Source organism: Pantoea vagans, assembly GCF_001506165.1.
In the GTDB taxonomy this organism is placed as follows: domain Bacteria; phylum Pseudomonadota; class Gammaproteobacteria; order Enterobacterales; family Enterobacteriaceae; genus Pantoea; species Pantoea vagans_C.
In genome coordinates, this window is the sequence record NZ_CP011427.1 from 3,613,543 (window position 1) to 3,631,741 (window position 18,199).

The following is an 18,199-nucleotide window of genomic DNA, read 5'->3' on the forward strand; positions in this document are numbered from 1 at the left end:
ATGAAGATTGATGTGAATTCCGATATGGGCGAAGGCTTTGGCGTTTATCAACTGTGCGATGACGCTGCGTTAATGAAGGTGGTGTCATCAGCCAATATCGCCTGCGGATTCCACGCGGGCGATCCGGCGATCATGACCAGGATGGTACGGCTGGCCAAAGAGAACGGTGTTGGAATTGGCGCCCATCCCGGCCTGCCCGATCGTCAGGGTTTTGGCCGCCGTGAATTACCGTTCAGCGCCGAAGAGATTTGCCAGCAGGTGGCGTATCAACTGGGTGCGCTGACGGCGATTGCCCAGGCGGAAGGCACCAAAGTGTCACACTTCAGCTTCCATGCAGCGATGGGCAATATCGTCAATCGCGATGAGGCACTGGCACAGCAGGTGATGGCGCTGATCGCCCGCATCAATCCAGATCTGATTGTGTTTGCCCAACCCGATACCATTATTGAGCGTGCGGCGCAGCAGGTGGGACTGAAAACCCTGACGCTGTTCCTGGCAGATCGCGCTTATGATGCGCAAGGACGTCTAGTGCCGCGCGGCATTGCCGGTTCCGTAATTAAAGAAGAGACCGCGCTGCGCGCCCGCGTGCGCCAGTTCCTGCAGCATGGCACCGTGACCACGTTCGAAGGGGAAGAGATTAGCGTGCGTGCGCGCTCGATTCTGGTACACAGCGACACGCCGGGTTCACTGGCGCTCGCGACTATTGTGCGCAGTGAAATTGAAGCCAGCGGCCATCAGGTGGCACCCGCCGCAGAAGTCGTCGCGCAGTAATCACGCCCCAGAAAATGGCCGGTTTGCGCGTAATGATTGTCAGTTAAGCGACTGACGATAACGCCGTCTGGAGCCCCCTCAGGGTTATCCGCAGCGCTGAGACTTTTACGTTGGGCCAGGAGCCCCACGCGGGGAGGCGTGGGGCAGTTCGCGGCCGACCATGGATGGTCATCCGCGAACGGTCCGTCCGGCACGACGTGGAAGTCGAAGGTACCGCGTCAGCGGCGCGAGGACGGCCCAGAGGGGGCAGTAGTGGCGGCAGAGCCCGCACAGACCCGCACAGAAAAGAAAGGCCACTTATCAATAAGCAGCCTGAGTTCTTAACGGACAAACATGACCGCTTTACGCGGCCATTTATCTCTCTCGTCTATATCCCTTAACGGCAACCGGCGCAGAACGCTGCGATGCGATCACAACCGGTTTGCAAACGCTCCATGCTGGTGGCGTAAGAAATACGGAAGAAAGGACTCATCCCGTAAGCGGCGCCCTGCACCGTCACCACGTGCTGCTCTTCGATCAGCGCCAGCACAAAATCAGCATCATTGGTGATCAATCGTCCACCCGCGCTGGTTTTGCCAATCAATCCTTCAATATTTACAAACAGATAAAACGCGCCCTCTGGCTTATGGCAGCGTAAACCGTCAATCGAGGTCAGGCGCTCCAGCACGTAATCACGGCGCTCACGGTAAATACCTGCACGCTCCTGCAGCAGATCCTGTGGGCCTTCCAGTACCGCCACCGCTGCGGCTTGCGTCAAAGTGCACACACCACCACTGTTCTGCGTATTGACGTTACTCATGGCTTTAATCAGGGGGACAGGGCCACCACAGAAGCCGAGGCGCCAGCCCGTCATTGAATAAGCTTTAGACACGCCGTTCACCGTCAGCACACGGTCATACAGGCGCGGCTCAACCTGCGCCAGGGTGTAAAAACGTACGTCGTCATAAATCAGGTGTTCATAGATATCATCGGTCATGATCCACACCTGCGGATAGCGCAACAGCACCTCGCCCAGCGCCAGTAGCTCAGCTTTGCTGGCAACCGAACCGGTAGGGTTACTCGGATAGTTCAGCAGCAGCCATTTGGTCTTATCCGTGATGGCAGCATCAAGATCGGCGGGCAACGGCTTAAATCCGTTCTCCTGCGCGCACGGTAGCGGCACGGGCACGCCGCCAGCAAATTTCACGATATCGGCATAGCTGATCCAAGACGGCGTAGGGATCACCACTTCGTCACCCGGATTGATGGTGGCCATGATGGCGTTAAAGATGATCTGCTTCGCGCCACCCGCGGTCAGAATCTGGCTAACGTCATAATCCAGCTGATTGTCACGCTTGAACTTCAGTTGAATCGCTTTGCGCAGTGCAGGCGTACCGTCGGTTGGTGGATAACGCGTATCACCCGCGCGCGCGGCGGCGTAAGCGGCTTCAATAGCATGAGGCGGTGTGGGGAAATCAGGTTCACCGGTGGAGAGCGCCACCACATCCACGCCCTGCGCCGCGAGGTCGCGCGCTTTCTGGGTCATGGCTACGGAGGCGGAAACGGTGACATTCTTTAATCGATCGGCTATCTCGGGCATGGTCAATCCTGGGTTCGGTGTCAGTTTCCCTGAGCATAGGATTAGGGCCGAGGCCACGATAATAGAGCTTTGTTGTGGTGATATAACACAAAGCGATGACTGGACCGACTCCACACTTTTGTCATAAAGGTTTGGGATTGGCATAAAATTGCGCGGCAGGTCACGCCCATGCGCCTGACGCAATGTTAATAAAGTGTTACTTTTATCCGCGAGCCACATCTCGAACCCACGATTTTCCTTGCCCGCCATTGGCAATGCTGATGGGTAAAATGCACCCTTTCGGTGCATCGCTGCTTTTTTCAACACCCGCCAGATCGGCGGATCGCAAACTCAGCACCAGCCTCAGGAGGCCCGGTAGCCGTACCCTCCTGTCTGAGTTCAATCACGAAAGCTTATATTGGCATCAACTTTGCTTGATACCGATATGCGTTCTTTTGGAGGGAAGTGCCCATGAATCTTCGTCGCCTGAAGTATTTTGTTAAAATTGTTGATGTCGGTAGCCTGACTCAAGCCGCAGATATTCTTCATATCGCTCAGCCTGCGCTCAGCCAGCAGCTGGCCACGCTGGAGGGGGAAGTCAATCAACAGCTCTTGATCCGTACCAAGCGCGGGGTCACGCCAACCGAAGCAGGCAAAACACTCTATTCTCATGCCCAGTCCATTTTGCGCCAGTGCGAACAGGCGCAAAGTGCGATTGATTTGGTGGGTGCATCTCTCAGCGGCAGCGTCTCGGTGGGTCTGGCACCTGGCACCGCCGCGCAAAACCTCGCGTTGCCGCTGATGATGGAAGTGCAGCAACAGCATCCTGGCATCGTGCTGTATTTCAATGAAAACTTCGGCACCACGCTCAGCGAATTGATCATGAATGGACGCATGGATATGGCAGTGATCTACGATCATCGCAGCATCCATGGCCTGCGCTTCATGCCGTTGATGAAAGAAGATTTATGCTTCGTCTGCCCGTTCAGCCTGGCGAAACCGGTTAAAGAAATTCCGCTGGCACAGGTTGCACAATACGACCTGTTCCTGCCGCGCATTTATAACATCATGCGCAAAGTACTGGATGACGCCTTCACGCAAAACAACCTGCAGTATCGCGTGAAATGCGAGATCGAATCACAAACCACGCTGAATGCCGCCCTCAGCGCAGGTTTAGGCACCACCATCATGCCGGAGTCTGCCGCACGTGCGCTGCTGAAAAACGGTGATACCTGGATGGCGAAGATAGTTGAGCCAGATGTACAGGCCTCACTGTCGTTCTGTATGTCCGACCACCTGCCGCTCTCCCAGCCAGCTGAAGCAGTGAAATCGATTCTGCTGTCGTTGATGTCTCGTCGCAATGTCGAGAACCATCCGCTGACCCTGGTGGGATAAGACCCGCTTATTACCGCAAAGCGAAACCCTCTTACAGCCCGCCTGGCGAACGCGCTAGATTGATTTGGTCTGTTGCCCGCTAAGGCGGGCGTGTTTCGCTTTGACGGGAACCCCATGGAAAAAACCGCGATACCGCTGCCCACGCTGCGTGCGTTGGCGCGCAAAATGCAAAGCTCCGGCCTCAACAGTCTGGCACTTGAGGGCAAACAGTGGTCAGTACGTCTGACCTTCGCCCCAGCATGCCCCTCCCCCGTTATCCTGGCAGAGGAAACCCCACCGGCGACACAGGCGATTGGCGCCCCCATGCCGGGTACGCTGCTGCGCCGCCATCCTCTTAGCCAACAGGATTTTGTTCAGCCCGGTCAGCAGGTAGAAGCTCAGGATCTGCTCGCCGTGGTGCAGGTTGGCCCCTTGTATGTTCCGGTGCTCAGCCCGCTAAAAGGGCGTGTACACCAACTGACTCAACCCTCGAACAGCCCGGTTGAATATGCGGAAGAAATCATGACTATTCAGTCAGATAGTGAGTAAATAATCGGGTTATAAGGGGCACTTATCGCCTCAAAGTTTTTATGTCTTATGCCCTTGCGGCATAACTGCATAAAGTCAAAAAAGACCAATTACGCCGACAACACCTTCGGCGAGACGAGGAGAGGCAAATGCCATTTTCAGATTATAAAACCGCGCTGGTCACTGGCGCATCCGCCGGTATGGGCGAAGCGATTGTTGAGCGTCTGTGCAAAGAAGGCATCACCGTGCACGCCGTCGCGCGTCGCAAGGAACAACTGGCCGCACTGGCCGATCGCACTGGCTGCATTCCCCATGCGGTGGATGTCAGTGACGTTAATGCGCTGACGGCACTGTGCAAAGATCTCGAGATCGACATTCTGGTGAATAACGCTGGCTTGTCGCACCCTGGCTCAATCCTCGACGCAGATGAGAATGTGGTGGAGACGCAAGTTGACGTCAACCTGCGTGCGGTTTTACACCTGTGCCGTTTGCTGGTCCCTGGCATGGTGGCTCGTGACCGTGGCCATGTGTTCAACATCACGTCGATTGCCGCGATTTACAACTTCAACGGCAACTCGGTGTACCACGCCACCAAAGCCGGTGTGCATGCCCTGTCACGCCAGCTGCGCGTTGACTGTTATGGCAAACGCGTGCGTATCACCGAAATCTGCCCTGGCCGTGTCGCCACCGATATCTTCGGCAATGTCTCTGGCGACCACGATGACGCTCGCCGCCGCTTCATTGATGGCTTCGAACTGCCGCAGGCCAAAGACATCGCCGACTGCGTAGCCTTTGCGCTCTCTGCCCCGGTGGCGGTGAATATCGGCAACATCGAAATCACCCCGACGCTGCAGGTGCCGGGCGGTCTTTCCACTATGCGACCGGGCGACCGCACCGCGTAATACCGTACTAAGAGGTAACTGTATGGCACTTGATTTCAGCAGTGTGATAACCGGCCATTACGGCCAGATGATCGTTGACGGAACGGTGGTCACCCTTGAACTGGCGTTAGGTGCCTGGCTGCTGGCAATGGTTCTTGCCCTGCTGCTGGTGGTGATCCGCCTGACGGAAAATCGTATTGCCGTTGGGCTGGTCAAAGCGTATGTCTCCTATCACCGTAATGTGCCCACCTTAATTCAGTTAATGATGTGGTACTTCGCGATCCCTACGCTGCTGCCGGAATCCGTGCAGATGCTGATAGTCGATTACAACGCTGAGTTTCTGTTCTCACTGGTTGCGCTCGGACTGTGTCAGGCCGCGTATTTCTCCGAAGACATTCGCAGCGGCCTGCGCGCCATTCCTGATGGACAAAACGAAGCGGCTCGCGCACTGGGCATGAGCTATGTGCGCGCCATGCGTTCCGTGATCCTGCCACAGGGCATTCGCAACGCGCTGCCATCCGTCATTAACCACACCGTGCTGCTGTTTAAAAACACCAGTCTGGCGATGGTCATCGGCGTGGCGGAGCTGACCTATGTCACCCGTGATATTGAGAACCAGACTTTCCGTACCTTCGAGTCCTACTTAGTGGCAACCGTGGGTTACCTGTTCTTCTCCCTGCTGCTGATGGGCCTTGGCGCGCTGCTGGCCCGCCGCTTCCAACGCGTCTACGCGAGGTAATGGCAATGTTTGAGATTTTCACCATTTTGCATGACAACGGCATGCTGCTGTTAATGGGCCAGTACCCTAATGGCCCGCTGGGCGGCGTGCTCTGTACCCTGCTGATTTCAGTGCTGGCCGTGCTCTTTGCTTTCCCCATCGGGGTGCTGCTGGGTCTGGCGCGACTGTCTCCGTGGCGCTGGCTGAGCTGGCCTGCCACCTGCTGGGTCTATTTGCTGCGCGGCATTCCCCTGATGATGGTGGTGTTCTGGACCTACTTCTGCGTACCGCTACTGATTGGCCACAACATCAGCGGCTTCGCCACCATGCTGTGTACGCTGGTGATTTACGAAAGTGCCTACATCGCCGAAATCGTACGTGGCGGCATTCAGGCCTTGCCACACGGACAGTATGAGGCCTCACGTGCGCTGGGTATGAGCCACCTCAAAACCTTGCGTTTGGTGATTCTGCCGCAGGCGCTGTTCAACACCTTGCCAAGCCTGGTGAGCCAGTTGGTGTCGATCATCAAAGACTCGACGCTCGGCTACGTGATTAACGTACCGGAGCTGACCTTTGCCGCGAATCAGGTGAGCAACCAGTTACTGACGAAACCGTTCCAGGTATTTGCGATTGTGGCGCTGAGCTATTACATCATCTGCTTCAGCCTCACCTGGCTTGCCAATAAACTCGAAGCGCATATTGCGCAGAAACGTCGCCAACCGCCGCAGGCCAATGCCAATGCCAATGTGGCACCCGCGGTGATGCTGACTAAAACCTCTTCGCAATAAGGAAGCTTTATGAGCCCAATGATCATGTTTAATCAGGTCAACAAATGGTACGGCGCTTATCAGGCGCTGACTGACCTGAGTGCCGAAATCAACACCGGTGAAGTAGTGGTGGTGTGTGGTCCGTCCGGTTCGGGTAAATCGACACTGATCCGCACCGTCAATCGCCTCGAACCGATTGATAACGGCCAAATTGTGTTTAATGGCATTGATATTCACGGCAGCAGCACGCGGTTGAACCATCTGCGCACCCGGATTGGCTTTGTGTTTCAGAGCTTCAACCTGTTCCCACACGTCTCGGTGGCTGAAAACATCATGATGTCGCCGATGAAAGTGTTGGGTGTGAAACGTGCCGAGGCGCGCCAGCAGGCGGGGGAGTTGCTGGAGCGAGTGGGGTTATCCCATAAAGCGGATGCCTACCCGGCACAGCTCTCCGGCGGCCAGCAGCAACGCGTGGCGATTGCCCGTGCGCTGGCGATGAAACCACCGGTGATGCTGTTTGATGAACCGACCTCCGCGCTCGATCCCGAGATGGTCGGCGAAGTCTTGTCGGTGATGCGCAGTCTGGCGCAGGAAGGCATGACCATGATGTGTGTGACGCACGAAATGAATTTTGCCCGCGAAGTGGCGGATACCATCTGGTTTATGGATCAGGGGCAAATTCTGGAGAAAGCGACGCCTGAGAACTTCTTCAATCAGCCACAGCACCCGCGTGCGCAGCGCTTTTTGAGTGATTTGCGATCGCATTGATGTAACGTCGCGGCGCAATTCATTGCGCGTATTTCAACCTCGCGCGATACATCGCGCCCGAACGAAATGCGGCACGAAAACAGTGTAAGGTCGGCAGTTATGCCGACCGTTTTCATCACCGAGCTATCTTTAGCAATCCACCCACACCGCACCGGCATCCGCTGACTGCACACACTGCTCAACCCAGCGCACGCCCATCAAACCGGCATGCACATCCGGATACCAGAAATCAGCAAGGAATGCCTCATCGCCCCGGTCGGTGGCATCCATCGCCAGCGCAAAACGACGATAGAGATTTGACCAGGCTTCAAACATCCCTTCTGGGTGGCCACCGCCAATACGATCGTCCGCCAGTGCCGTGCGATGCAGGTAACCCATCCCTCGCTCCAGTATCTGCACCGGTTCACCCTGCACTTCATAACGCAGCTGGTTTGGCTGCTCATCCCACCACTCCAGGCTGGCCTTCTCGCCAATCACGCGCACCTTCTGCCCGTGCATCGAACCACAGTTGACGGCGGAAGCCCACATGGTGCCCACCGCACCGTTGTCATACTCCATCATGACAAAGGCATTATCTTCCAGCGGTGCGCGGGTTTTGACAAAGCTCTGGCGACTGCACAACAGGCGTTTCACCTGCAGTTTAGGCACCATGGTTTCGGCGATAAACAGCGGATGCGTTGCCAGATCCCCCAGCACATAGCTTGGTCCGACAAACCGCGGATCGACACGCCATTTGGTGCTTTCGTTTTGCAACTCGACAGCTTCATTATGGAAACCGTGCGCGAACTGCATATTGATAATGCGAATTTCACCCAGTAGCCCTTCAGCGATCATCTCGCGTGCCTGATGAATCAGCTGATGTCCGGCATAACCGTAAGTGACACCAATGATCTTTTTCTTCTCGGCACAGAGTTTTTCCAGCTCGTCCGCTTCTGCAGTGGTGAAACAGAGCGGTTTCTCACACACCACATGCAGGCCTGCATTGAGTGCAGCACGGCAGATGGTGAAATGGGTATTGTTGGGGGTCGCGATGGACACCGCTTCGATGCCATCTTCACGCGCGGCCTCAGCGGCGAACATCGTTTCGTAGTCGGGATAACAGCGCTCGGCATCGACCCCCAGAGAGGCACCAAAGGCGCGACCACGCTCAGCATTAAGATCAAACGCGCCAGCCTGGAGGACAAAGTTGCCATCACGTAGTGCTGCAGAGCGATGAATGTAACCTATCTGGCTGGTGCCACCGCCGCCGACCATGCCCCAGCGCAGGGAACGATTCAGTGCTTTAATGCCGTTAATCATGATGTTCTCCTTAGAATCCGACCGATTGCAGATAGTGCAGGCTGGCAGTCACGTCACGCAGACTGGTGTCCGCGTTGCGCGGATCGCGCTCTTGCTCAATGGTGATCCAGCCCTGATAGTTGCGCTCAGCGAGGAAAGCACGCACCGCTGGATAATCAATCGCCCCTTTGCCAATTGGGCACATCACGCCTTCGGCGCAAGCGGCAAAGAAGTCCACCCCACGCGCAATCACATCGCGCCAGACGGCGTCGTTCACGTCTTTGAAATGCAGATAATCGATACGATCCCAATAGCGGCTTAGGTACGGAATCGGGTCCATGCCGGAGTAATACAGGTGTCCGGTGTCGAGGCATAAGCCAGCCACCTCGTGTGGGATATCCTGCACCAACTGCGCCAGTTCGTCGGCAAACTCAATGCAGCCGCCAGCATGCGGGTGGATCACTGCACGTACGCCATACTCGTTCCAGGCGATCTGGCTCAGGGTGGTGATGTGCTGCATCATGCGCTGCCAGTCATCGCGGGAAAGGCGAGGCGCTTTATCTGACTGCCCGGCGTATTTCGCGCGTTCTGGATTACCAAAATCGATAATCACCAGATAGGGCGCGGGAAGGTTATCCGCGTGCGTTTTCTCAGCAGTCGGCACTTGTGACAGGTTGCGGCAGATGTTGTGGGTCAACTCGACCATGGCGGGGAAGTTCGCCTCGCTGACCAGATCATCAAAGATCGTGCCTGCCACCAGCGAAAGCTGATGCGCCTCTAACTGCTGACGCAGTTCACTGGCATCGGTGGGCAGATAACTCCACGGGCCGAGTTCAATGCTTTTGTAACCCGCCTGAGCTGCCTCGGTGAGGACTTTCTGCCACGGCGGCAGAAAAGGATTTTTCGGATCGTCGACACCCCAGCTGCAGGGTGCGTTAGCAATATGAATAGTCATGATCGTTCCTTGCGGTAGTGGATAGCGCAAGTATCAAATAAAAATTTCACCTTCAGCAATCATGAAACTTTCATTTTTTGATAGCGATCAAGTTATTTTTCATCATTAATTTGATAGATTATCTATCAAATGCAGCCAGAGTGCGCATAAATGCGCACCCTACGAGATCGGTGCACAATCGTTGTAGGGTTGCCATTCATGGCGACCGGGAAACGAATAACTGTGTAGCAGTCCGCCATTTGTGGCGACAGGCTCACAAATTCTCCCGCGTGATGATCGCAAACGGCAGCGTCACCAGCGAGAAGTGATCGCCTGATTCCGTGGCCTGCTGCTGCACCGTACGCGCCAACTGCCGTGCCATATCATCGATATCATGGCGGATCATCACCGTAATGCTGCCGTCAATCAGCGCCAGATCCCCCTCTTTCACCGGACCATGGCAAACCAGTGCCACCTTCCGCTGTGGCTGTTGGCGTAGCGCATGGATCACCCCCTCAATTCCGCCACAGGGGGCGTAAATCAATGCGAGATCAGCATGCTCATCCAGTAACTGGCGCGTGGCATGATAGCCACCATCAATTGACTCATGGGTTTTCAATGGCTCCAGCACCCGGCGGGCACTGTCTTGTTCCCGCAGATAGGATCGGAAGCTGATCTCACAGCTCTCCTGACAGGTAAAACGATGGTCACCGACCAACACGCCCACCGATCCCGGCTGATGCAGCAGATGCGAGGCCACCCAACCGGCGGTGCGCCCGGCTTTCTGATTATCCAGCCCAAAATAACCGGCGTGGCCGCAGGGAGAAAAATTCGAAAACAGCGCATAAACCCGCACGCCCTGCCGCGAGATATGCTCAATCGCATGGCGAATCAGCGGATGGTCCAGCGCCACCAATCCAATAGCATCCACTTGCTCAGCCAGCTTATGCAGGGATGCCACCACCGCAGCAACATCATCAATATCGTGCCAGTAAAATAACGGCTCACTGCCGGCAGGATGGAGCGGCTGGGTATGCTGCCGCAGTGCGTCAGTGAACGCATGATAGAAAGAGTAAGATTTGGAGAGCAGGATGAAACCCATACGTAACGTCACGCCTGCCGTTTGCTGTGTTTCGTGGAACGCCGCGACGGGGCCAACGCGATACCCCAGGCGATTCGCGGCTTCAAGTACCTTTTGCTCGGTGGCTGCGCGAACCGGTGCGCGACGGTTCAGCACGCGATCTACGGTCGCAACACCCACACCCGCCGCATCGGCAATGGCATTCATGGTGATTTTACTCATCAATAGCTTCCAGTAAATTGATAGTTAATTATCAAAAATAATGCCCGAATTCGTTTTAGAGTGCGAATCTGTTGTTGGATAAGTCGTCATCAAATCTCACTATTTGATAGAAAGCCTCTCAGTATTTTGATCCCCCTCGCAAAAATGAAATGATTCATTTCATTCAGATACCATCCAGAATAAATGTTTGATATTTATTCTCCCGACACCTGTGCTTCAGGCTGATGGATTTACATCAGGAAAGGATTAGAGGGTGCGGTTGCCGCTTCCTATATTTGATGGCTGGCTCCCGGTTCATTAGGTATCAAATAAAACGGAGATGATATGTTCCCTGCAACCCTACCTGCACCTCGTCGTCACCCTGAAAACCAGATTCCTGCATTACGCTGGGGTATTGTTGGTCCTGGCTGGATAGCCGACCACTTTGCCAACGCATTGCGCCACCACACTCAGCAGCAGCTGATCGCTGTATCGTCACGCAGCCTTGAGAAAGCCCAGGCCTTTGCCAGTAAGTGGGATATCCCGCATGCCGTGGAAGGGATAGATGCACTGCTCAGCCGCTCTGACATTGATGTGGTGTATATCGCCACGCCGCACAATCACCACTTCCCGGATGGTCTGCGCACGTTACAGGCAGGCAAACACGTATTAATCGAAAAGCCGCTGGCGTTGAATGCGCAGCAAGCCTGGCAGTTACAGCAAGAAGCGCTAAAGCAGCAACGCTTGTGTGTCGAAGCGATGTGGTGCGACTTCGCGCCAAAATATGATGTGATCCGTCAACTGCTGGCCGATGGCGCTTTAGGTGATGTTCATACGCTGATCGCCGATCATGGCGAATATTTCACCCAGGATCACCGCATCTTTAATCTCGATCTGGCTGGCGGCCCGATGCTCGATCTCGGCAGTTATTTGATCGGCTTCAGCGTGTTTGTTGCCGGCGCGCCCAACAGCATTGTCGCCAAGGGACAGCCCGCACCGGGTGGGGTTAACGGCCAGACCTCGATGCTGCTGACGCACAGCAATGGTATGCATTCGGTACTCAACACCACCCTGTTCAGCAACACGCCTGGCACCGCAGTCATCGCTGGCCGCGATGCCACGCTCTACCTTGACGGCCAGTTCTACGCGCCGGGCAATTTCCGTCTCACCTCCAGTGATGGCCGACACACGCTGCGCTGGGAGGAGCCGACCAACCGCTATATTCAGCTCAGTCATGAAATCGAACATACCGCCTGGTGTATTCATCAGGGCCTGCTCGACTCGCCTGTTCGTCCGCTTGCCACTTCTCTGGCGACGCTGCGGGCAATGGATGACGTCAGACAGCAGATTGGTGTGGTGTTTAATGAAGAGCGCACCGCTTAACGCTCAGGAGAACAAAATGAAAATCGCTTTTGATGTGGATGTCATCAGAGACCTTGGTATCACTCGCATGGTGCATCAGGTGGCTGAGTGGGGCTATAAGTACATTGAGCAATCCCCGCATCCGCAGATCAACCCGTTCTATAAACATCCCAAAGCCAGCCGCGAAATCATGCGCGAATACAAAAATGCGCTGAATGCCACCGGCGTGGAGATCTCTTCGTTCATTACCGTATACCGTTGGTCCGGCCCAGACGAGTTGCGCCGTCAGGCTGCGGTGAAGAACTGGAAACGCATGATTGAAATCGCCGTTGAGATGGGCGTACAGGTGATCAACACCGAGCTGTCGGGCAACCCGAATGAGCCGGAAATCTGTGAAGAGATGTTCTATCGCTCAATGGATGAGTTGCTGCCCATTTTCGAGCGTGAAGGCATCCGCGTCGAAATTCAGGCCCATCCATGGGATTTCTGCGAACAAAGTAATGAAACGGCGGACATCGTGAAATCCTTCCGTAGCGACAACGTCAAATACATCTACAGTGCGCCGCACACCTTCTATTACGACAAGGGCGTAGGTGATGTGAAAAGCATGCTGCATTACGCAGGCGACGATCTGTCACATATGCTGATTGCCGATACCATGAACCACACCAAGCACTGCCGCTATATCGTTAACCCACCGGGTGTCGATGCGACGATTCATCAGCACGTGGCTGTAGGTGAAGGCGAAGTGAACTTTGATGGGCTGTTTGAGGCACTGCGCGAGATGGATTTTGCCAACCGCACTTACAAGGTGGGCGGCGAGTCGATCATCTCGGCGGCGCTGTTCGGCTATCCGGAGAAGATGAAGTACCAGGCAGTAGAAACACGTGAATTGATTGAGCGTGAACTGCTGAAATAGGTGCGGCTTGATGCCCTCACCCTAACCCTCTCCCACAGGGAGAGGGGACTGGATAGTGTGGACGACATGCTCTCTCGATCGGCCCCCTCGCCCGCTTGCGGGAGAGGGTTGGGGTGAGGGCATCAGATAGACACCCGCTCCACATCCACAAACTCACCGCGTGTCAGCGAAAGCTGCGCCGCTTCCGCAATCGCCTGCGCACGCAGACCATCAATCAATCCCGGCAGCCCTTCCACCTTCTCCCCGCCGATGTAACGCACAAACGCATCCAGATGCGTGTAATACGTCTCTTGCACACGGCTAAACCAGTCGGCATAAAGTCCAGGCTGAGTAATCCCTTTCCCCTGATACAAGGTGGCACCGCGCGCCGATTGACTCTCTGACGCCAGCATCCCTTCGCTGCCCATCACGCTAATGCGTTCGTCGTAGCCATAAGCCGTGCGGCGTGTACTATCCAGCTGAGCCAAGGCGCCTTGCTGCATACGCATGATAAGCACCGAAGTATCGACATCGAAATCACGTATCTCGGGCATGGCCAGCGCGGCCCCCATTGCACCCACCGTGCTGACTTCATCCTCGGTGAGCCAGCGCAGCAGATCGAAAAAGTGAATCGCCTGATCGCGCATCTGCCCGCCCGAAGCCTGAAGATAACTCAGCGGTGGCAGCTCAGAAGCCCGGCACACCATCTGGATCAGCTCGGTGCGGCCAATCAGCCCCTGCTTTAACTGCGCTTTCAGCTGCTGATGGCTGAGATCAAAGCGACGATTAAAGCCCACGGTAACGGGCACCTGCAGCGGTGAAATCTTTTCCACCACTTCGCGCGCACGTTGCAGCGACAGATCAATCGGTTTCTCACAGTACACCGCCTTACCCGCGCGCACCGCCTGCTCCAGCAATTCGGCATGGGTCGGCGTGGCACTGGCGATCAGCACCGCGTCAATCGCATCGCGGTTGAGCGCCTGCTGTACGCTTGCCGCTCGCGCACCAAACCGCTGCGCCACCGCTTCTGCTCGTGAGACATCGATATCGCACACCAGCGCCAGTTCTACACCGGGATGAGCCGCCAGGTTTGCGGCATGTACCTGGCCAATAAATCCACTGCCAATCAGGGCAAAACGCTGCGGCGTCCGCATCTTAACGCTCCTTTTGTTCACATTTTGGAATAACCAATGTTGTCAAAATAGCGCTTTGTGGCAGGCTAGCTGAACGCGGTTTTTGATGGAATTACCTCAGATGAAAGCACTGACGCTGGCGGAGCTGGCGAAGCAGGTTGGCGTAGGCGTGGCCACGGTTGATCGCGTCCTGAACGATCGTGGTGGCGTCTCGCCTGCGATGACCAAAAAAATTCTACAGGCAGCGCGCGAGGCGGGTTTAAAGCGTATTTTGCCGGAGGAGCATCGCCACACCTGGCAGGTTGAAGTGCTGCTGAGCGGCAATGGCTCGTTCTTCTTCCAGCAACTGGCACAGGATTTCGCCCATCTCGCTGATGAGCTTGGCTATCGCCGTTTGCGGTTGCATCGCACCCTGATCCCAGAAAACGCGCCCGAGAAGCTGGCAGCACATATTGCAGCCAGTAGCAAAAAACGGGACGCGCTGATTGTCTTTGCCCACGAAAACCCTCTGATTTATGAGGCGTTAGCCGCTTGCAAAGCGCACGGTGTGCCGGTAATCACCCTGGTCACCGACCTGCCCGATGCGGCGCGCTTGTGCCATGTGGGTATTGATCAATACAAAGCGGGTCGCACTGCCGGGCTGATGCTCGGCAGTATGACCGCCACCGCGGGTGATGTGGTGCTGGTGAGTGGCCGCGCCGACTACTCTGCGCATCGCCAGCGTATCGAAGGCTTTCAATCGGTACTGGCTGAACGCTTCCCGCAACTGCGCTTGCGCGAGATTCTGGCCGGGCAGGATGAGCGTGAGCGCATCAGCCGTCTGCTGGAGAAAACCCTTGCCGGCTCGCAGCACATCGTTGGGCTGTACAACACGGGCATGGGCAATACGCAGATCCACGAAGCCCTGGCGCGTCATCGTCTGAACGGCAAACTGGTGTACGTCACCCATGAGCTCTATAGCACCACGCGCCAGCTGTTAGAAAAACGCGTGTTGACGCTGACCCTCGATCAAAACACCCTGCGCCACGCGCAGCTGGCGCTCACCCTGCTGCTCAAACATCTGGAAGAGGGTGAACAGCCCGACACCTACGCGCCCGGTAAAGTGGACTTTATGCTTTTTACGCAAGAGAACTTCGCTTAATCACACTTGGCTTCGCACCGCCAGCGCGGTTAAATCGCCTTCATCTCGCGCTGCTACACTCAGTAGCAGCAAAAAACGCAATCACAACAAGGCGAAATCACTATGTCGGAAAATCAGTATCAGCCCGCGAAAGTCTGGACCTGGGACCCGGAAGCCAAAGGTAACGGTGCGAAAACCAACCGTCCGTTCGCCGGGCCGACGCATGAGAAGACTCTGCCAGTGGGCAAACATCCGCTGCAGCTCTATTCACTTGGCACGCCGAACGGCCAGAAAGTCACTATTCTGCTGGAAGAGTTGCTGGCCGTGGGGGCTAAAGAAGCCGAGTACGATGCCTGGCTAATCCGCATCGGGGATGGTGATCAGTTCTCAAGCGGTTTTGTTGAGGTTAACCCGAACTCTAAAATCCCGGCCTTGAGTGACCACTCTGTCACCCCGCCGCTGCGCGTATTTGAGTCAGGCAATATTCTGCTCTATCTGGCCGAGAAATTTGGTCACTTCATTCCTGCCGATATCGCGGGCCGTACCGAAACCCTCAACTGGCTGTTCTGGTTGCAAGGTTCAGCGCCCTACCTCGGCGGCGGCTATGGCCACTTCTATTTCTACGCGCCAGAAAAAATCGAATACGCCATCAACCGCTTCTCGCTGGAAGCCAAACGCCAGCTTGACGTGCTGGATCGTCGATTGGCCGATAATCGCTTCCTCGCCGGTGATGAATACACCATTGCGGACATCGCCACCTGGCCTTGGTACGGCAATCTGGTACTGAATAACATCTATGGCGGCGGCGAGTTCCTCGACGTGCAGTCGTATAAAAATGTGGTGCGTTGGGCTAAAGAGATTGCCGAACGCCCAGCGGTAATCCGTGGTCGTAAGGTGAATAAAGCGTTCGGTGCAGAGCCGCAAGACCAACTGCTGGAACGCCACGATGCCGCTGATTTCGATAACAACACCGAAGATAAACGCCAGGCTCGAGGAGAGAAGTAATGGCTGCCTATGTGGTGATGATTAAGGACGAAACGCTGGATAAGGATGAGCTGGCGACCTATGCGCAGAAAGCGGGCGAGGCGCGCGGCGATCATCAGATCAACCCGCTGGCCTTTTACGGCGATCTACAGGTGCTGGAAGGCCGTGATGCGGAAGGCGTGGTGGTACTGGAATTTGCCGATGCTGACGCCGCAAAAGCCTGGTACTTCAGCCCGGCATATCAGGAAGCCAAAGCGCACCGCCTTAAAGGTGCCAATTACCGCGTGCTGTTGGTGAACGGCGTAGCTTAATGTGTTGGCGGCCTGCAGGCCGCCCACTCAACCCAGCCTGAACAACGAGATCGACTGCTGTAACTGATTCGCTTGCCGTTGCTGCTGCTCGACCACCTGCATGGTTTCAGCTACGTGCTGCACATTGTGATGCACGCTGTGATCGATGCTATTGATGCTCTGCTGTATCTGCTCGATGCTGAGATTCTGTTGCTCACTCATCTCCGATAATTCCGTCACCAGCTGCGATAAACCGCTAATGCTGCTGTGAATCGAGCGCATCGTTTGGGCCGCATGCTCAACTTGCACGGCCCCATGCTGGGTGCTGGCAGAACTGGCATCGATTAACTGCCGGATTTCACGCGCCGCATTTTCACTGCGCATCGCCAGATTGCGCACTTCGCTGGCCACCACCGCGAAACCACGCCCTTGGTTCCCCGCGCGGGCGGCTTCCACCGACGCATTGAGTGACAAAATATTGGTCTGGAATGCAATGCCGTCAATCAGCTCCAAAATCACCTTCACCCGCTGTGACTCTTCGCTGATCTTCGCCATCGATCCCATCGCCGACTGAATATTCTCTTCACCGCGCGTTGCCACCGTGCGCGTTTCACTGGCCAGTTCGCGGGCACTTTGGGCTTTATCACGGGTTAAGCTGGCGGCGATACTGATCTCCGTCATCGCGCTGGCAGCCACCTCCAGCGCCTGCGCCTGCTCATCGGTTCGACTTGACAGCGCGGCGTTGCGTTGCAGAAGCGTGTCCGACTCCACTAACAACGCCCCCACACGCTGACTGACCTGCGAGAGCGTGCCATGCAAGGTGCCTAGCGTGGTGCTAAAGGTACGCGCAAAGGGCGTCTCACTCTGCTGTGTATCGGCGGTGAGCGTCAGATAACCGCTTTGCTGATTGATCTGGGCGGCCAGTGCTGCCACTTCGCTGGCGGAACGCGCATCAGCGGCCATCTGGCGAGCAATCACCAGCAGTATGATGGTTTGCGCGACAACAAACAGCGCATGGAAAAACACCATGTCCCAACCTGGGTGATGGAAGACCACCACGCCAAACAGATCGTTATCTTGTAGATAGTTAAACAAAATATGATGCGTCGCCGCTGCTACCGCTCCCATGAGCAGCGGACGTATATCGCGCCACGCCAGGAGTACGGACATCAGCACAAATACCGAGAAGTGATATTCGGTTTCCCCTTCACCGAGCTGAATCAACAAGCCAGCCCAGCCAATCAGCAAAGTGGAAAGAAGTAACCTGGAAGTCAGTGAGCCGCGCATCACCGTTGCGCAAAACGTGGCCAGCAATACCAGTATCAGCCCCACGATTAGCGCCACCATCACGCTGTTGTTCATCCACCCTACGCCAAGCGCAATCGGCCACAGTGTCCAACACAGCAGCATGGCAAGCGTGTCTGCGCGCTGTGCAATACGTTTAAGCGAAACCATTTCTACCGGCGCGGCGTCCGGGCCTATCAAGGGCGTTGCGATCATGACACTTTCCACACCAGAAGTTGATCAGGCTGCCCCAAGGATGCAGGGCAAGG

Annotated in this window: 18 protein-coding genes; 12 read left to right on the forward strand and 6 right to left on the reverse strand. The window is 55.8% G+C overall.

The genetic code is table 11. The features are described from left to right. Positions 1 to 771, forward strand: coding sequence for a 5-oxoprolinase subunit PxpA (locus LK04_RS16820; protein WP_039337320.1), 771 nt, complete (start codon positions 1 to 3; stop codon positions 769 to 771). Positions 772 to 1,147: 376 nt separating this feature from the next. On the opposite strand, the gene LK04_RS16825 is transcribed toward LK04_RS16820, so the two are convergent. After that, positions 1,148 to 2,350, reverse strand: coding sequence for a pyridoxal phosphate-dependent aminotransferase (locus LK04_RS16825; RefSeq protein WP_039334113.1), 1,203 nt, complete (start codon positions 2,348 to 2,350; stop codon positions 1,148 to 1,150). 450 nt (positions 2,351 to 2,800) lie between these two features. On the opposite strand from LK04_RS16825, the gene nac reads away from it, so the two are divergent. From nac to LK04_RS16855, 6 genes are all read left to right on the forward strand, one after another. Next, a complete protein-coding gene (gene nac, locus LK04_RS16830) occupies positions 2,801 to 3,724 on the forward strand; it encodes a nitrogen assimilation transcriptional regulator NAC (RefSeq protein WP_039334112.1) in 924 nt (307 codons plus the stop codon). A 114-nt stretch (positions 3,725 to 3,838) separates the two neighbouring features. Next, on the forward strand, positions 3,839 to 4,252 hold the full coding sequence (locus LK04_RS16835; RefSeq protein ID WP_039334111.1) for an acetyl-CoA carboxylase biotin carboxyl carrier protein: 414 nt from the start codon (positions 3,839 to 3,841) through the stop codon (positions 4,250 to 4,252). A 128-nt stretch (positions 4,253 to 4,380) separates the two neighbouring features. Further along, the gene (locus LK04_RS16840; protein WP_039334110.1) at positions 4,381 to 5,133 is read left to right on the forward strand and encodes an SDR family oxidoreductase; all 753 of its coding nucleotides are present in this window, start codon (positions 4,381 to 4,383) and stop codon (positions 5,131 to 5,133) included. A gap of 22 nt (positions 5,134 to 5,155) precedes the next feature. Next, a complete protein-coding gene (locus LK04_RS16845; protein ID WP_039334109.1) occupies positions 5,156 to 5,851 on the forward strand; it encodes an amino acid ABC transporter permease in 696 nt (231 codons plus the stop codon). 5 nt (positions 5,852 to 5,856) lie between these two features. Then, on the forward strand, positions 5,857 to 6,618 hold the full coding sequence (locus LK04_RS16850; RefSeq protein ID WP_039334105.1) for an amino acid ABC transporter permease: 762 nt from the start codon (positions 5,857 to 5,859) through the stop codon (positions 6,616 to 6,618). Between the two features lie 9 nt (positions 6,619 to 6,627). Beyond that, on the forward strand, positions 6,628 to 7,365 hold the full coding sequence (locus LK04_RS16855) for an amino acid ABC transporter ATP-binding protein (RefSeq protein ID WP_039334103.1): 738 nt from the start codon (positions 6,628 to 6,630) through the stop codon (positions 7,363 to 7,365). Between the two features lie 129 nt (positions 7,366 to 7,494). On the opposite strand, the gene LK04_RS16860 is transcribed toward LK04_RS16855, so the two are convergent. The 3 genes from LK04_RS16860 to LK04_RS16870 all read right to left on the reverse strand — a co-directional run bounded on the left by LK04_RS16860 (position 7,495) and on the right by LK04_RS16870 (position 10,880). Then, entirely contained in the window at positions 7,495 to 8,664 is a 1,170-nt protein-coding gene (locus tag LK04_RS16860) for a Gfo/Idh/MocA family protein (RefSeq protein WP_039334100.1), read from the reverse strand. A gap of 10 nt (positions 8,665 to 8,674) precedes the next feature. Beyond that, positions 8,675 to 9,598: a TIM barrel protein gene (locus LK04_RS16865; RefSeq protein ID WP_039334098.1), complete on the reverse strand. Its 924-nt coding sequence runs from the start codon at positions 9,596 to 9,598 to the stop codon at positions 8,675 to 8,677. Between the two features lie 253 nt (positions 9,599 to 9,851). Continuing rightward, entirely contained in the window at positions 9,852 to 10,880 is a 1,029-nt protein-coding gene (locus LK04_RS16870; RefSeq protein WP_039334096.1) for a LacI family DNA-binding transcriptional regulator, read from the reverse strand. A 324-nt stretch (positions 10,881 to 11,204) separates the two neighbouring features. On the opposite strand from LK04_RS16870, the gene LK04_RS16875 reads away from it, so the two are divergent. Together LK04_RS16875 and LK04_RS16880 are read left to right on the forward strand one after the other, a co-directional pair. Further along, positions 11,205 to 12,242, forward strand: a complete 1,038-nt coding sequence (locus LK04_RS16875) for a Gfo/Idh/MocA family protein (RefSeq protein ID WP_039334094.1) — start codon at positions 11,205 to 11,207, stop codon at positions 12,240 to 12,242. Between the two features lie 16 nt (positions 12,243 to 12,258). Continuing rightward, positions 12,259 to 13,140: a sugar phosphate isomerase/epimerase family protein gene (locus tag LK04_RS16880; RefSeq protein WP_039334092.1), complete on the forward strand. Its 882-nt coding sequence runs from the start codon at positions 12,259 to 12,261 to the stop codon at positions 13,138 to 13,140. A 122-nt stretch (positions 13,141 to 13,262) separates the two neighbouring features. Here LK04_RS16880 and LK04_RS16885 read toward each other — a convergent pair whose 3' ends face one another. After that, a complete protein-coding gene (locus tag LK04_RS16885; RefSeq protein WP_039334090.1) occupies positions 13,263 to 14,273 on the reverse strand; it encodes a Gfo/Idh/MocA family oxidoreductase in 1,011 nt (336 codons plus the stop codon). Between the two features lie 100 nt (positions 14,274 to 14,373). Between LK04_RS16885 and LK04_RS16890 the strand changes: the two genes are divergently transcribed. From LK04_RS16890 to LK04_RS16900, 3 genes are all read left to right on the forward strand, one after another. Continuing rightward, on the forward strand, positions 14,374 to 15,393 hold the full coding sequence (locus LK04_RS16890; RefSeq protein ID WP_039334085.1) for a LacI family DNA-binding transcriptional regulator: 1,020 nt from the start codon (positions 14,374 to 14,376) through the stop codon (positions 15,391 to 15,393). A 102-nt stretch (positions 15,394 to 15,495) separates the two neighbouring features. Then, entirely contained in the window at positions 15,496 to 16,377 is an 882-nt protein-coding gene (yghU, locus tag LK04_RS16895; RefSeq protein WP_039334082.1) for a glutathione-dependent disulfide-bond oxidoreductase, read from the forward strand. After that, the gene (locus LK04_RS16900) at positions 16,377 to 16,667 is read left to right on the forward strand and encodes a DUF1330 domain-containing protein (protein WP_039334080.1); all 291 of its coding nucleotides are present in this window, start codon (positions 16,377 to 16,379) and stop codon (positions 16,665 to 16,667) included. Before yghU ends, LK04_RS16900 begins: the two co-directional genes overlap by 1 nt. Positions 16,668 to 16,694: 27 nt before the next feature. Here LK04_RS16900 and LK04_RS16905 read toward each other — a convergent pair whose 3' ends face one another. Then, the gene (locus LK04_RS16905; RefSeq protein ID WP_039334078.1) at positions 16,695 to 18,146 is read right to left on the reverse strand and encodes a methyl-accepting chemotaxis protein; all 1,452 of its coding nucleotides are present in this window, start codon (positions 18,144 to 18,146) and stop codon (positions 16,695 to 16,697) included. Between the last annotated feature and the right edge of the window lie 53 nt (positions 18,147 to 18,199).